Annotated in this window: 15 protein-coding genes and 1 tRNA gene; 4 read left to right on the top strand and 12 right to left on the bottom strand. The window is 51.7% G+C overall.

Translation table 11 applies throughout. The features are described 5' to 3' along the window. The first annotated feature begins 34 nt into the window (after nt 1-34). On the top strand, nt 35-247 hold the full coding sequence (rpsU, locus tag W822_RS38655) for a 30S ribosomal protein S21 (RefSeq protein WP_014750883.1): 213 nt from the start codon (nt 35-37) through the stop codon (nt 245-247). A gap of 9 nt (nt 248-256) precedes the next feature. Then, entirely contained in the window at nt 257-2,128 is a 1,872-nt protein-coding gene (gene dnaG, locus W822_RS38650) for a DNA primase (protein WP_024006080.1), read from the top strand. A gap of 7 nt (nt 2,129-2,135) precedes the next feature. On the opposite strand, the gene W822_RS46520 is transcribed toward dnaG, so the two are convergent. Then, the gene (locus tag W822_RS46520; protein WP_172642791.1) at nt 2,136-2,519 is read right to left on the bottom strand and encodes a hypothetical protein; all 384 of its coding nucleotides are present in this window, start codon (nt 2,517-2,519) and stop codon (nt 2,136-2,138) included. On the opposite strand from W822_RS46520, the gene rpoD reads away from it, so the two are divergent. Next, nucleotides 2,485-4,782, top strand: a complete 2,298-nt coding sequence (rpoD, locus tag W822_RS38645) for an RNA polymerase sigma factor RpoD (protein ID WP_031243076.1) — start codon at nt 2,485-2,487, stop codon at nt 4,780-4,782. The two genes, W822_RS46520 and rpoD, sit on opposite strands and share 35 nt — an antisense overlap. 8 nt (nt 4,783-4,790) lie before the next feature. Then, nucleotides 4,791-4,867: transfer RNA gene (locus W822_RS38640), tRNA-Ile, on the top strand. Between the two features lie 256 nt (nt 4,868-5,123). Here W822_RS38640 and W822_RS45930 read toward each other — a convergent pair. The 11 genes from W822_RS45930 to W822_RS46380 form a co-directional block, all read right to left on the bottom strand. Next, nucleotides 5,124-7,859, bottom strand: coding sequence for a tape measure protein (locus W822_RS45930; protein WP_024006078.1), 2,736 nt, complete (start codon nt 7,857-7,859; stop codon nt 5,124-5,126). A gap of 338 nt (nt 7,860-8,197) precedes the next feature. Continuing rightward, nucleotides 8,198-8,752 carry an HK97 family phage prohead protease gene (locus W822_RS0123810; protein WP_024006077.1) on the bottom strand — a complete coding sequence of 185 codons (555 nt, stop codon included), beginning with the start codon at nt 8,750-8,752 and terminating at the stop codon, nt 8,198-8,200. After that, the gene (locus tag W822_RS38635; protein WP_024006076.1) at nt 8,745-9,044 is read right to left on the bottom strand and encodes a hypothetical protein; all 300 of its coding nucleotides are present in this window, start codon (nt 9,042-9,044) and stop codon (nt 8,745-8,747) included. The genes W822_RS0123810 and W822_RS38635 overlap by 8 nt, the downstream gene beginning before the upstream one ends. Then, complete coding sequence (locus tag W822_RS38630) at nt 9,037-9,258, bottom strand: hypothetical protein (protein ID WP_024006075.1); 222 nt, start codon at nt 9,256-9,258, stop codon at nt 9,037-9,039. Before W822_RS38630 ends, W822_RS38635 begins: the two co-directional genes overlap by 8 nt. After that, nucleotides 9,251-10,261: a phage major capsid protein gene (locus W822_RS38625; RefSeq protein ID WP_024006074.1), complete on the bottom strand. Its 1,011-nt coding sequence runs from the start codon at nt 10,259-10,261 to the stop codon at nt 9,251-9,253. The genes W822_RS38630 and W822_RS38625 overlap by 8 nt, the downstream gene beginning before the upstream one ends. Before the next feature lie 50 nt (nt 10,262-10,311). Then, complete coding sequence (locus tag W822_RS38620; protein WP_024006073.1) at nt 10,312-10,764, bottom strand: hypothetical protein; 453 nt, start codon at nt 10,762-10,764, stop codon at nt 10,312-10,314. Nucleotides 10,765-11,475: 711 nt separating this feature from the next. Beyond that, nucleotides 11,476-11,961 (bottom strand): hypothetical protein, encoded by a 486-nt coding sequence (locus tag W822_RS45920; protein ID WP_051401769.1) that lies wholly within the window; start codon nt 11,959-11,961, stop codon nt 11,476-11,478. Further along, the gene (locus W822_RS38615) at nt 11,958-12,194 is read right to left on the bottom strand and encodes a hypothetical protein (RefSeq protein ID WP_024006070.1); all 237 of its coding nucleotides are present in this window, start codon (nt 12,192-12,194) and stop codon (nt 11,958-11,960) included. Before W822_RS38615 ends, W822_RS45920 begins: the two co-directional genes overlap by 4 nt. Further along, nucleotides 12,191-12,412, bottom strand: coding sequence for a helix-turn-helix domain-containing protein (locus W822_RS38610; protein WP_024006069.1), 222 nt, complete (start codon nt 12,410-12,412; stop codon nt 12,191-12,193). Before W822_RS38610 ends, W822_RS38615 begins: the two co-directional genes overlap by 4 nt. Before the next feature lies 1 nt (nt 12,413). Continuing rightward, a complete protein-coding gene (locus W822_RS38605; RefSeq protein ID WP_024006068.1) occupies nt 12,414-12,656 on the bottom strand; it encodes a helix-turn-helix transcriptional regulator in 243 nt (80 codons plus the stop codon). A 115-nt stretch (nt 12,657-12,771) separates the two neighbouring features. Then, entirely contained in the window at nt 12,772-13,383 is a 612-nt protein-coding gene (locus W822_RS46380; RefSeq protein WP_155848163.1) for a hypothetical protein, read from the bottom strand. Between the last annotated feature and the right edge of the window lie 69 nt (nt 13,384-13,452).

Raw genomic sequence — 13,452 nt, 5'->3', positions numbered from 1 at the left:
ATTCTTCCAATTTTAAAGAACACGCCTACAATTCATGCCTAACGTACGCTTAAAAGAAAACGAGCCATTTGAAGCCGCTCTGCGTCGCTTCAAACGCACTATCGAAAAAACCGGTCTGCTGACAGAACTGCGCTCGCGCGAATTCTATGAAAAGCCAACAGCAGAGCGCAAACGCAAGCACGCTGCAGCGGTTAAACGTCACTACAAACGTATCCGTAGCCAGCAACTGCCTCCACGCATGTATTAATGTGTAAAGTTGATTCCTGACAGCTTTGTTCAGGACTTGCTGGCCCGGGTCGACGTTGTCGATGTGGTTGGCAAGTACGTTCAGCTCAGAAAGGGCGGAGCCAATCTTCTCGGCCTTTGCCCCTTTCACAACGAAAAATCGCCTTCCTTTACCGTCAGTCCGACCAAACAGTTTTATCACTGCTTTGGCTGTGGCGCGCATGGTACTGCCATCACATTCCTCATGGAGCACACCGGGGCCTCGTTTCCCGAAGCGGTGCGGTCTCTTGCTGCGAACGTGGGCATGGTCGTGCCCGAAGAGCAGCGCAGCCCGCAACAGCAGGTGCGTGCCCGCGAGAAAAAAGCCGAAGTCAACCGACACCAGCAGGTGCTTGAAAAAGCACAGGCGCGTTATCTGTCGCTGCTCCGGGAGAGCCAGGAAGCCATTGCTTACCTCAAGCAGCGGGGCATTACCGGCAAAACGGCCAAAACCTTTGGTTTGGGCTGGGCCGGACATGACCGCAGCGGCCTCAAGCAGGTTTTTGAGCATTACGAAGATCCCTTGCTGACCGAAGCCGGTCTTGTTATCGAGTCCGATGACGGGCGGCGTTACGACCGCTTTCGGGAACGCATCATGTTCCCGATTGTGAACGCCAGGGGCAACTTGATCGGTTTTGGCGGACGCATCATCGGCAAAGGCGAACCGAAGTACCTGAATTCGCCGGAAACCCCGCTTTTTAACAAAGGCCAGGAGCTTTACGGCCTTTGGGAAAATCGCCAGGGTATCCGTCAGGAAGGGTGCGTGCTGGTTGTCGAAGGCTATATGGACGTGGTCGGTCTGGCGCAACAAGATATCGGCTTTGCAGTGGCAACGCTGGGAACAGCCACCACGCCGCAACATATCCAGAAACTGCTTCGTACAAGCGATCGGATCGTCTTCAGTTTTGATGGGGATGGCGCCGGGCGGCGCGCCGCCTGGAAGGCGCTGAATGTGTGCCTGCCGTTCCTGCGCGACGATATTTCCCTGCGGTTTCTGTTTCTGCCTGACGATCACGACCCTGATTCCTTCGTTCGTGCAGAAGGCCCGGAGGCCTTTCGCAAGCAAGTCGCTCAGTCAAAAGTATTGTCCACCTTCCTGCTTGAAGAGCTGGCTTCGCGTCACAATATGTCCGAAGCCGAAGGCCGGGCAGCGTGCCTGCATGAAGCCAGGCCCTTGATTACCGCCATCCCGGCATCGGGCATTCGCACGCAGATCGAAAACGACTTCGCCAAACTGGTCTCGCTTACCTCTGCTGAATTGCTGGCCGATCTGGCACGCTTCGAAGAAACCGTGCAAAAACGCCAGGAATGGCAAAAAGCGTTACCTGAGGCGGCACCCAAAGGCCCCGGTGCGTCCCATGATGTGTCGCCGTTTGAAGGCGCCTCTGCTGCGTCGACCGACGCACAGCCAGCGGCACGCACAAATCGGGGCTCCGGTCGTCGTGGCGGGCGACAAGTAACGCCTCTGGCGCGTCGTTTAATCAAGCTGCTGGCCTCCAATCTGGAACTGGTACACAAAATTACCGACCAACAGCTTGAAGTTTTGGGGTTTAGCCCCCAATTCTCGTATGTAAGGGAATTTATTGCATTTGCCCAGACCACTCAGGCAACCCACCTCGCAGCGCTTATCCAACGCGCCGAACCTGGCTCCGAAATAGCCAATATGCTGACTGGCCTGACAATTGACTCTTTTTACGAAGAGGCCCTGCCTGACCCTGCTGCAGAATGGAATGATGCACTGCGCAAAATTGAATTCGAACGTCTCAACTTCGAAAAAGAGAAGTTGGTGGCGGGCGGGCTCAAAAGCGCGATAGATCAGGATCGCTACAAAGCCATCAATGCCCGTATCAGACTGTTAAAATAAGGGGTTTTTAAATAACTCGTGTATAATGTAAAGTTTGCTCGTTTCTATAATTGCGCCTCCTTTTGCTGCTTAAATAAAAAATAACAAGCGGTAAGAGCAGTGCGTGGTTTTGTTGTTTTTGTTTTGTTTGTGTTGATCTGAGATTGCCGGAACTGACTATGACCAAATCCAGTAGTAAACCAACTCCTTCCAAGACAGCAGTTAAGAAAGTGACCGCAAAGTCTTCTTCAAAAACCACAGCGACGTCCAGTCGTGTCCAGACCAAGGGCAAGGCGGCGCCAGCAGAGACCAAAGCAAGTTCTTCAGTGAAAAAAACGGCGGCTTCAGGCAAAGTCAGTAAAGCCGCCAAACCGGAAATGAATGTGAAAGATACTGCTGCAAAAGTAACCAAGTCAGCGTCTTCGGCTAAACCCGGGACAAAAACGCCAGTCAGCAAAACGGCGGCCTCTTCGCAGGCGGAAGACAAATCCGTAAAAGTGGCCGGCACGGTTGCAAAATCGGCTTCTGCGCGTCCGGCTGCCACCAAGACGCCCGTTGCCAGAAAAGTAGCGTCCAAAGCCGCTCAGGCCAAAGATACATCGCAAGATGATCTGGATGACGATTTCGACCTGGATGACCAGGATCAGGAAAAAGCCGGTAAACGCAAACCCAAAGTAGGTACAGGCCGTAAGCCGGGCCGTCCGTCAAAAAACAAAAACAGCGACGACGACGATGATTTTCTCGAGTCCGATAGCGATGAAGTAGAAGAAGTACCCGACTTTAAACCGGCCAAGCGCGGTAAACGCGGTGCGAAAGATACCAAAGAGGTCTCCAGTCGCGGCCCCGTTTCGCCTGAAGAACAGGAAGCTCGCCGCAACCGGCTCAAATTGCTCATCAAGCTGGGGAAGGACCGCGGCTACCTCACGTATGGCGAAATCAACGACCACCTGCCAGATGACCTGGTTGACGCTGAGGCCATTGACGGCATTATCAGTACCTTCAGCGATATGGGCATTTCGGTTTACGATCAGGCCCCCGATGCTGAAGCCCTGCTGTTGAGCGATAACGCACCCGTTGCTTCTTCTGACGACGACGTTGAAGACGAAGCCGAAGCTGCGCTCACCACCGTAGATTCCGATTTCGGGCGCACCACCGACCCTGTCCGCATGTACATGCGTGAAATGGGAACGGTTGAGTTGTTGACTCGTGAAGGCGAGATCGAAATTGCCAAGCGTATTGAAGAAGGCCTCAAGCACATGGTCATGGCCATTGCTGCGTGCCCGACCACCATTCAGGAAATCCTGAATCATATCCAGCGTGTGCGCGATGGCCAGGCGCAGATCGATGAAATCGTCGATGGCTTGGTTACCGAAGACGGCGAAGAATATGCCGGCTCTGGCGTACAGGAAGACGAAGAGGGCGATGACGGCCCGGCCGGCGGCATGAGCAGCAAACAGCTGGAAATGCTGCGCGAACAGGCACTGGAAAAATTCGACTCGGTCGAAAAGTGGTTTGGCAAAATGCGTACTGTTTACGAGCAGGGCGGCTATCGCACGCCGGATTACATCCGTGCACAGGAAGCTATCCTTGAAGAACTCATGGGCGTGCGCTTTACCGCGAAAATGGTCGAGCGCCTGGCAGACACGCTGCGTAATCAGGTAGAAGAAGTGCGCCAGCTCGAGCGCGCCATTCTGCATACCTGCGTCGATCGCGTCGGCATGCCGCGTTCCTACTTCATCAAAGTCTTCCCTGGTCAGGAAACCAACCTGAACTGGGTACAGGAAGAAGTCAACAAGAACGCTGCTTACGCAGAAACACTTGAACGTTCCATTCCTGACATTCACGAGATCCAGCAGAAGCTCATTGACCTGGAAAACGACGTTGTCCTGCCGCTGAAAGACCTGAAAGACGTTAATAAGCGCATGGTAACCGGCGAAGCCAAGGCCAAGAAAGCCAAACGTGAAATGATCGAGGCCAACTTGCGTCTGGTGATTTCTATCGCCAAGAAATACACCAACCGCGGCCTGCAGTTCCTGGACCTGATCCAGGAAGGCAACATTGGCCTGATGAAAGCCGTAGACAAGTTCGAATACCGTCGTGGCTATAAATTCTCCACATACGCAACGTGGTGGATTCGCCAGGCCATTACGCGTTCGATTGCCGACCAGGCACGCACGATCCGTATTCCTGTGCACATGATTGAAACGATCAACAAAATGAATCGTATCAATCGCCAGATCCTGCAGGAAACCGGAACCGAACCCGATCCCGCAACTCTGGCGCAGAAAATGGATATGCCGGAAGAGAAGATCCGCAAAATCCTCAAGATCGCCAAAGAGCCGATCTCCATGGAAACGCCGATCGGCGACGATGATGATTCGCACCTGGGCGACTTCATTGAAGACAATGCCACCCTGGCACCATCAGATAATGCGTTGTATGGTTCCATGCGCGACGCCTTCAAGGAAGTGTTGGATTCCCTGACACCACGCGAAGCCAAAGTGCTGCGCATGCGTTTCGGTATCGGCATCAGTTCTGATCAGACGCTGGAAGAGGTGGGCAAGCAGTTTGACGTTACGCGTGAGCGGATCCGTCAAATAGAAGCCAAGGCCCTGCGCAAGTTGCGCCATCCAAGCAGAGCTGATAAACTTAAAAGCTTTCTCGAAAATCAGTAAGTGGAACACCCCCTGTAGCTCAGTTGGTTAGAGCAGAGGACTCATAATCCTTTGGTCGCTGGTTCAAGTCCAGCCGGGGGGACCAAAATAGCAATAAAATCAATGCCTTGCAAATTTATGTTTGTGGGGCATTTTTGTATCTGCCGCTGGTTACCCTCTGGTTACCCTTTCGGAATGGATGGGTATGGAAAAATTGACTGTTGTTTTAGGGACAAATGCCGTGTTTGTTTTGGCTTATGTCCCTTTGGCGGAGTAACGGGTTACACCGACTACGAAATTTTCGTAGTGATCCACCAATGGTGGGAATCTCCTGAATTTCAAGGAGACCCCTTCAGCCACGATCAGAACCGACGCCGAGAGTGAGTGTTTTTGCTGAGTGCTCGGCTCACGCTGCTGTTCGGATTACCCAAGCTGGCAGCCACTGCGTTGACCGCTTCCTTAACGATCAGCACTCTTTCCCCTGCCGGCGTAGTGCTCTCCTCAAAAGTGAGTGGCTTGCTGGTGTGGGTCTGAATATTCAGCTTCAATTCGCCGGTGCTGGCGCCAGATGACAGACTGGCAATGTTTCCGGTTACCTTATCCCCACCGACATAGCCACCTTCGGCAAAGCCGCCCATCTGATCCAGCCTGCGCAGATTATCCAGTCCTATTTCCCGCACCCTCTGGGCATTGAACACATATTCCCCAGCATGTACCACCCCAGCGGGCGAATATTTGCCGCCAGGACCTGTAAACCCGCCCTCAGCGAACCCTTTGCCGAACAGCATGGGTAGCATGGTAACAACCGCCATGAGGCCAGCCAGACCGGCTACAGAGGCCCCGCCGAAGGTAGCCACCGAGGCCGTAGCTGCAGCAGGCGCCATAGCCGATGTAACCGCCGCACCGGTCGCTGTGGCTTCTGCCGTGCTGGCGGTATTAATAGCAGTACCAAGGGCCTTCTGAGCGAGCATCTGAATGCCCATTTTTGATAATGCTCGCACTACATCCACCCCGATCGATTTAGCCATATCTTCGAATGAGGCCTTTGTCTCGTTGCCATAGAAGAGCATTTGCCCCAGGGTGTCGCCTGCGCTATCAGAAAGACTGGCAAAGGAAGACCCGAGCGAATCCGCTATCGCTTCCTGGGTGCTTTTGAATCCATCGCTATATTTACCAAGAATGACCTGCATCATGTCCTGAGACGAACCCATTCCGCGGCTGATGCGTTCCTCGGCACCTTCCATGTTCAATTTGTTGAGTCGGGATGTATAGGCATCAAGGGACAGCGCCCCGGCTTGCCAGGCCATCCCCAACGCCTGGGCGTCCTTCAAGTGCTCTTTCATGAGCTTATCGCCGGTGATTTCCTCCAGGCGATCCAAGGTTTCATGATATTCCTGGGCCTTGTCCACCTGATCGGCCAGTGCCTTCATTTCTTCTTGCTGGGCTGCCGACAGCTTTTCCCAATTGCCAAGCTTCAACTCGGCGTTGATTTTCTCCAGTTCAGTTTCAGTGCCGAGCATGGCAATGCGCTCTCGCTGGTTCTTCATCCAGTCGAGAAATTGTTTCTGTTCCCGGTCGTAAGCTTTTTCCGCATCGGATTTGCCAGTACGGCCTTTTCGCCCCTTTCCGCCGCCGCCCGTAGCAGTGTCCCCGCCTCGTGTGCCGGTGTCGATATCCCTCAACTTCTCGTCGGCCTTGTAATATTCGTCGGCCAGTTTGATGTTTTCGCGGATAGCCGCGCCCAATTGGCGGGCGACCCTCGCATCGTCTCCGAATGTAAACCGCTTCATTCCATCTTCGAAGGCTTTGTTCTGCGCGGCGGTTGTATCTATAAAATCCTTATATACCGCCTTGTAGTCATCGAGTGGCTTTAAGCTTATGCCAATGGTTTTGCCGAAAACCTCTACACTGCCCAGTTGGTTGAGAGCCTTGATGACCTCGTTAATGGTAGACGTTGCCTTTTCTTTAAGGAATTCAAAACCATTATTGAAGGCTATTTTGAGGTTATCGGCGACCGCAGTAGTGGCGGCCTTGATCGATTGGTAAGTTCCATAAAAGAAATTTGCAAACCACTGCAACTCGGAAATAGTGTTTTCTACGAAGTCGGCAAAGCCTCGCTCCATGACCGCAGCTGTCGCATCTGTCTCATTTCCGAGTGCAGGCAGACCATCAGTGATGTTTGCCCAAAAACCATTTATTTCGCCGGCTACACGCTCATATTGATCTGCCAGCCAGTCAATATCAGCCACTAATTCATCGATTTTCTCAGTCTGGTCCTCTACATACCCGGTAATCGAGTTCATCATATTGCCGAATGCCACAGACCCGCCCAGTTCCGTGTCCAGCATGCCGATATATCGCTCAAGAGCGTTATTCAGGCGTTGCTGGTTCTGTGAAGCGGTCAAAGTAATGTTACTGAACTGTGTATCAATGAACCCAGCCGCTTTTTGCAAGGCCGCCACAACCGCATCGCCGGTCAGCTTGCCCTGCTTTCCCATTTCCTTCAGTGCGCCGACGGGGACGCCCAAACCCTTGGCAATAGCCAGAGCAAGCCCCGGCGTCTGCTCTAGGATCGAGTTCAGTTCTTCGCCGCCCAGCCGCTGGGAAGCTAGAGCCTGACCGAACTGCATCAGGCCAGCCGCAGCAGATTCAGCGGAAGTACCCGAAATGGCTACTGATTTCGATACGGTGTCAGTGATTTTCGCTACATCCTGCAGCGACAGGCCATAAGTCGTGGCGTTTTTTGCTATCCGACTGTAGACCTCAGATGTACCGGCCAGTGCCTGCCCCGTTTGCTGAGAAATGGCGTAGATATCTTTACTGGCCTGGGCCAGGTCTTGATTCGTTGCCGTTACCAACTTCAACCGGTTATTCAGTTCCGTCCAAGCCTGGGCGTATTGAGCAACCTGGCGCACAGAGAGGAATGCGGCGGCAGGTCCCGCCAAACGAACCAATTCTGCATGCGTATTGCGAATGCCGATGGTCAATTTCTTTGAAAACTCATTAGCCTTAATGTTGGCCCGTCGCATCGACTTCTCAAAGCCTCCAATATTGCCGATCAGATCAATACTTAAAACTCCAACAGTATGTGCTGCCATGGGTTTCTCCTAAAATAAATGAAAGGACTTTCGTTTGTGAAAATAAGGCATCAGCGCTTTGGCGGCCTCCAGACGCATGCGTATATCATTTGTAGGATCATTCATAACCGTGAGCAGGAACTGCCTTGAATCTTCTGTGAATGGGTACGAGCGCAATGCGATAGGCTTCCTAGGACGTCCTGCCCCGGGTCTTGCGCCGCCTGATCGTCCTTTTTTGCCAGTCATTTGGTTAACCGATTTGTTGATTTATTTGAAAAAGTGAAAATTTTCCGCGCGTGTGGGTACCGTGTGGGTTCCCCCATCGAGTCGATTTTCATCAAAATCATGCCCCCCCCTGATCATCGACCGAGCCTCACCGACCCCTCGCCGGGCTTGTGGGTGATAAGCCGCACCGCGCCAACGGAATCATGTGATACGGTCACATAGTCCGATCCATAGCTCTTGACGCCTGTGATCTGAGCAGACGCTAGGCACGGCACAGATACCGCACTGAGTTCGAGCCATTCCCACGACCGCACCTTGATCCCACGGCTATTGGTAATTGGCTCTGACTCCAGCACACGAAAGCCGATCGATACAGCTTTTCGCAATCCTGTTTTCACAAGTGACCAGGCATAGTCAGTCAGCCTCTTGAGCTCGCCATCTTCTTCCACCCGGGGGATATGTGCCCAGAATCGAATACCACTATCTGTCACTTCCACCCGGTCAACCTGTCCAACGGCCTTGGAGTGGTCATGATCCAATAGGAAGGGCAGAGGCAGTTTGTAGACAGCACCACGCGGGAGGACAATATCCCCGACACGGTCCTGTTCCGCGCGCGTTGCCCAGCCTTCCACAACGCGCTGCTCGCCGTCTATAGCCTTTACATTCAGAGTAACGAAAGCCTTATTCATTGAATGCCCCCTGAAGCTCTTTTAATACCATCCGGACAGCCTTCACTGACTCCAAGAAACCCGACAGTGTGATGAGAACACTGGTTCTTGTGGTGTCGCGCTCGTGTTCTGGGATGAAGGGCGCCATAGCAATGTTGTATTGCCCATTGGTCAACGTAACCAATACCTTTGTCTTATTGGGAAATTCGTCATCATCACTTAACTGAACATCGTGTATGCCGACGGGTGCCCCTTCATTGGCTACCTGCATCAGCCAGGCGAATATCGGTTTTATTTCGTTCGTATCAATCATGGCTAATCTCCAGTTGTCGTTCAAGTTCACGTACACGTTGCACCATTTTGCGAAGGCGCTCGTCCCTGCTTTTAAATCCATCACCAACAAGTTCATTCATCTGATTTTCCAAAGCGTCAATCCTGCGTGACAATTTGGACTCCGCCTTATTGATCTGCTCGCCTACAGCCGTGCCGAAATCCACCGGATCGAATGAAATTTCTGACTTAGCCATAGTTCGCTCCTTCGATCACAATCACAGATCCAGCCTGGCGGACGTTGCGCCAAGCAGTGGTAATCTGGCCCTGGAAACCCAGGCTATTGGTTTGGAACATGGAAACAAGCTGCGGCGTGTCATTTTCTGGGTCGGTCACCATATTGATCATGGCTTCTCCGCTTTTGCGCAAGCGAGCTGATTCATCTCCGCTGACCTGGATGGCGCTCTGATCCAGTAAAGTGACTATGCTTCCGTTTGAATCATTTGGCACCGCCTCTGATGTGATAGCGGGGATGCCGATAATCTCGCCGCCTAACACAGTCAGTTTGTTGAATGGTTCTCCCCGAAGTGCCAGATTGGCCGCTACATCAGGATGCATTACCCAAGCTGCACTGAGCAGCGAGCCGTTGTATGCCGCGATCGCATCTTTGAAATCAGCGACGGGGTCAGTAGTAGCCGGAATCGAAATTGCGTTATTAGTGATTGACGCCGGTTTTTCTTCAGGGATGCCGTCATTGGCAGGATCAATAAAGGCGCTATCGACGCCGGCAACGAGGGCATGAGCGAGGTCTCCAGAAATCCATTCCTCGGACATATCGAACCTGACACTTTCTTTTGAAGCAACAATGATCGCGCCCAGTTTGTATGGCCGCAACCCGGCCAATCGTTGAGTGGTCGGCAAAGTAATCGGAGTGGCCCCTTGCTCTCGTACCCAGTATGTCCCGGCACGCGACAATTGCTGCAATGTGATTAAGGCAAAAGGAACCTTACGGACCTTGGGAAGCTTGCCTAAAATGGACTGGGGATAAACAAGGCTGACAAAGTCGCGCTGTACTTGCCGTGCTGAATAGCCCTCGTCGTCGGTGGTAATGGCGCCAAGAGCATCTTTCAGCACGTCGGCGCCCAGCCAGTTTGAGGAAATGGCATACTCTTGAGCGGCGAATGGATCACCGTCGCAAACTGCCAATGACTTCAGAAACCGTCCGGACTGAAGGCCGGTCCTGATCTTTTGATCTGACATTTCGAACTCCTATAAAAATCGTTCTGGAGTTCAGTCTACATTTCAGCATTTCATCGGGTATCTGACTTCAAATTGCGTAGGCGGGAGACAGACCCAGGCGAGTTTGGCAGCCGTCCGAATGCCTTCAATTGGGAGTACAGACCCACCAAATTCTCCGGGCAAGGCTGCTTGCCATGGAATACCGCCTCTGCCTTCCCATCGCTGCCACACTCGTTTGCAAAGCGCAGAATCAGGTTGTTCCGCTGGGTTTGTTGCTTCCAGTTCGCGTATGTCTGCCTGGAGCCACGTGGGGGCCTGATGCCGAGCGTTTCATCAAGGGACTGATCGTTGTTCAATGCTTTCAAAATGTTATCCCCAAGCCAGGTATATGTCTTTTGATTCGGACCGGTTTGAGCCAGTAGCAAACCAGCACATCGGGCAAGTTCCTGACACCGCTCCAGATGATTCAGTTTTGAAGGACATACCAGCAGATGCCCAAATGGATTTCTTACCCGCTTATCCATGAGCGCCCCCTTTTTTCCGAAATGGGAAATAAATTCTGTATGGATATTTGGGTAAAGTAGTCGGGCCGTTTTGAATTGAATGGGGCCAAATTTGACCCATCCGCCACTTAAAGCAATAAGTAGAACTGCAAGATTTATCTATTGCAGATGGTATATCTAGAAGGTGTACGGAAATCGGTCCTAAGAAATTGCAATTTTGCCTTCCATAGGTACGGTTTTCGGTCCTATGATTGAGTTCTCTTGTACGAATTTCGGTCCTATGGGGGACTTCGTAGGCCCGGTTTCCGTACAAGAGGACGTAATTTTTTCCTGCCAGTGCGCGTACGCTCCCCTGGGCAATGACTGGGGTCCGCAATGCATATCTGAATGATGATATAAAGGCATCCAAGTTACAGCAAACCAACTTGTGCTTTTGGGAAAGCTGCCTTGTCTGGTGCAGAATATCAAACCCCGCTCTTGCAGCGCGACCAGTGCGCGATTTATCGTGTCCTTTGATGTCCACCCGCGGTCCTCGGATAAATAGCGCCAGGACGCTTGTAGGCGTCCGTTGTTCACATTTCCCTTGTTCAATTGCATGGCAATATCGAGTAGTAGTTTGATCTGGTGCCCGGTCAATGATTTGAAGGCCTCTGATTCCAGCACGACATGGGGCAAGGCAAGAAACCGGCTCCCGTCGCGATTTTGGCGAGGCGAAGTAGTTTTTCTCGCCATTCATTTCGCCTCACCCGTTATTTCGCGGAGTACTTCGAGAAAGCCAGTTTCAGACCCAGGAAGCCACTGATTGCCATCCCAAACCTCATAACTGACAGCGATGAGCGGAATATATACGGGAGTGGCAAACCAATGGCCGGGAAATGCACCCATACGCGCTCCGAGGCGCTCCATTGCTTCGCGTAATTTTCTCGGGGTACGGGCATGCTTACATGCTGCCCTCCAATCCAACAGCCTTCCGTCATCAGCATCTAACCCAAATCGGACGCACCCCATCAGTTTAAATTGCTCTTCAAATGTGAGGTTTTTCAGGTTGCCCAAAGCATCACGCACCATTTTTGTTGCAGTAGGCTCCCACGCCTGATTTGATGAGAACCAGAGCATGGGCAACTCATCCGGTGCTCCCGCATTGCTGGGCAGTAACATGCCACTCGCTGCGATACGAGGCAAATGAATTCCCGTCGTATAGTGCCAAACCTGAGTCATTGCAACACCCCCTCAGGACGGACCACCCCAGCAGGATCGATGCCGTCCGCATATGTTTGCAGAACTTCTTTTAACTCAGCGGTGGACAAGTCCATGAGCAGTACACCGGCCAATCCAAGCCAAGCTGCCAGAGCTGCGGTTTTGGCTGAGCACTCCATTGCGTTCGCGTGATCAAAAATTACCGGGAACAGAATGTCCTTAATGAACATTTCGTGTTTTTCTATATCAGTCATCGCGCACCCCGCAGCAGAAAATAACGTTTTACACGTGTCTCGCCATCGAAGCGGTTCGGCACCGTTTCCCACGATGACGTTATACTGTGGCCGTCATTGCGTAGCTCGGAAATGGTGCTGTGTAAACAGTGATCGCCGATCCGTTCGGCCTCAAAGCGGTTTAGGCTGCGTTTATGGAGTGCGGCCAGAATGGCGGCTTTTTTTGTGATGGTAGCCATGTCATACCTCGCCACGGCTTTTTTTGATCTGGTCCTGTACCCAGGCTTCCACTTCGGACAGCAACCAGCGTTTGGAACGATCACCAACAGAAATAGGCCGAGGCAGCCCATCACTTGCCATCTTGTCGTAGATCGTTTGCGTTGAGCGGTAGCCGATTTTTTTCTTGAGGTCGGCAATGGTCAGAAGGATTTCACCTAGGGGGATATTGCTCGCGGAGATTCTGGTCGGATTGGTTTGGTTCATAATTAAGTTCCGTTAGTATGTAAATGGAAATCACTACGGAACGAATTATGTATTTGTGTAGATAAATCAGATAGATAGCTGAACCGGTATGGTGCGCACTATACCGGTTGAATGCTCATTGTGCTGGTTGGGTGGTGGTTTCTTTTTCCCACTCTCGACACCAATCTTCAATTTTCTTCGTGCTGGTAAGGTATTCGCATTTTTCAATCATATCTCTTGCAAATGCGGCTTTGCTTTTGTAGTTGATACTGTTTTTTTTCCATTCTTTCCAGCATTCATAAATAAATTTTTTCTCTTCTTGTTTAGGATCATTCAATAAACGCTTCGCGGCAGCTTTAGAGCCAGCTAAAGATTTCTGAACATCCATACCAGCCATGAATGCGCTCGACATACTGGGACCTTTATCAAATTCCAGTGACATGCGAGCAATATTCCGTTTTATATGCGGGGGGACATGAGCGGCAGTAACGTAATGATGATCCTTATGAAATTTATTGAGTTTTTCCACAAGCTCTTCATTTTCTTTTACAAGTTGATTTACGTGAAGAGTTTGCTGAGCCGCTATTTTTTTGAGAGTATCAATATCAAGGGTTACTTTCAAAAAAGCATACATCTCTTCCAACTTTTGGACCGCCGCCTTTATTTCGGCATCGCGCTTTCGTCTAAAGGCATCCAGATCGCGTTTGTTATTTCTACGCCGCTCGGCTAATGCTTGAGTATCTGTCATTTCTCAGTCCTCTACAAAGTCCGTTCAATAGGTGCCAGCGCCAGGCCGGTGGACTAACCCGGCTTTTCC

This window comes from Advenella kashmirensis W13003, assembly GCF_000506985.1.
Lineage (GTDB): Bacteria > Pseudomonadota > Gammaproteobacteria > Burkholderiales > Burkholderiaceae_B > Advenella > Advenella kashmirensis_A.
This window is presented reverse-complemented; position numbering and strand designations above follow the sequence as displayed.

Coding starts and splice junctions, on each gene's coding strand:
- rpsU (WP_014750883.1), top strand. CDS start 35: ATGCCTAACGTACGCTTAAAAGAAAACGAGCCATTTGAAGCCGCTCTG.
- rpoD (WP_031243076.1), top strand. CDS start 2,485: ATGAATGTGAAAGATACTGCTGCAAAAGTAACCAAGTCAGCGTCTTCG.
- W822_RS45930 (WP_024006078.1), bottom strand. CDS start 7,859: ATGGCAGCACATACTGTTGGAGTTTTAAGTATTGATCTGATCGGCAAT.
- W822_RS0123810 (WP_024006077.1), bottom strand. CDS start 8,752: ATGAATAAGGCTTTCGTTACTCTGAATGTAAAGGCTATAGACGGCGAG.
- W822_RS38635 (WP_024006076.1), bottom strand. CDS start 9,044: ATGATTGATACGAACGAAATAAAACCGATATTCGCCTGGCTGATGCAG.
- W822_RS38630 (WP_024006075.1), bottom strand. CDS start 9,258: ATGGCTAAGTCAGAAATTTCATTCGATCCGGTGGATTTCGGCACGGCT.
- W822_RS38625 (WP_024006074.1), bottom strand. CDS start 10,261: ATGTCAGATCAAAAGATCAGGACCGGCCTTCAGTCCGGACGGTTTCTG.
- W822_RS38620 (WP_024006073.1), bottom strand. CDS start 10,764: ATGGATAAGCGGGTAAGAAATCCATTTGGGCATCTGCTGGTATGTCCT.
- W822_RS45920 (WP_051401769.1), bottom strand. CDS start 11,961: ATGACTCAGGTTTGGCACTATACGACGGGAATTCATTTGCCTCGTATC.
- W822_RS38615 (WP_024006070.1), bottom strand. CDS start 12,194: ATGACTGATATAGAAAAACACGAAATGTTCATTAAGGACATTCTGTTC.
- W822_RS38610 (WP_024006069.1), bottom strand. CDS start 12,412: ATGGCTACCATCACAAAAAAAGCCGCCATTCTGGCCGCACTCCATAAA.
- W822_RS38605 (WP_024006068.1), bottom strand. CDS start 12,656: ATGAACCAAACCAATCCGACCAGAATCTCCGCGAGCAATATCCCCCTA.
- W822_RS46380 (WP_155848163.1), bottom strand. CDS start 13,383: ATGACAGATACTCAAGCATTAGCCGAGCGGCGTAGAAATAACAAACGC.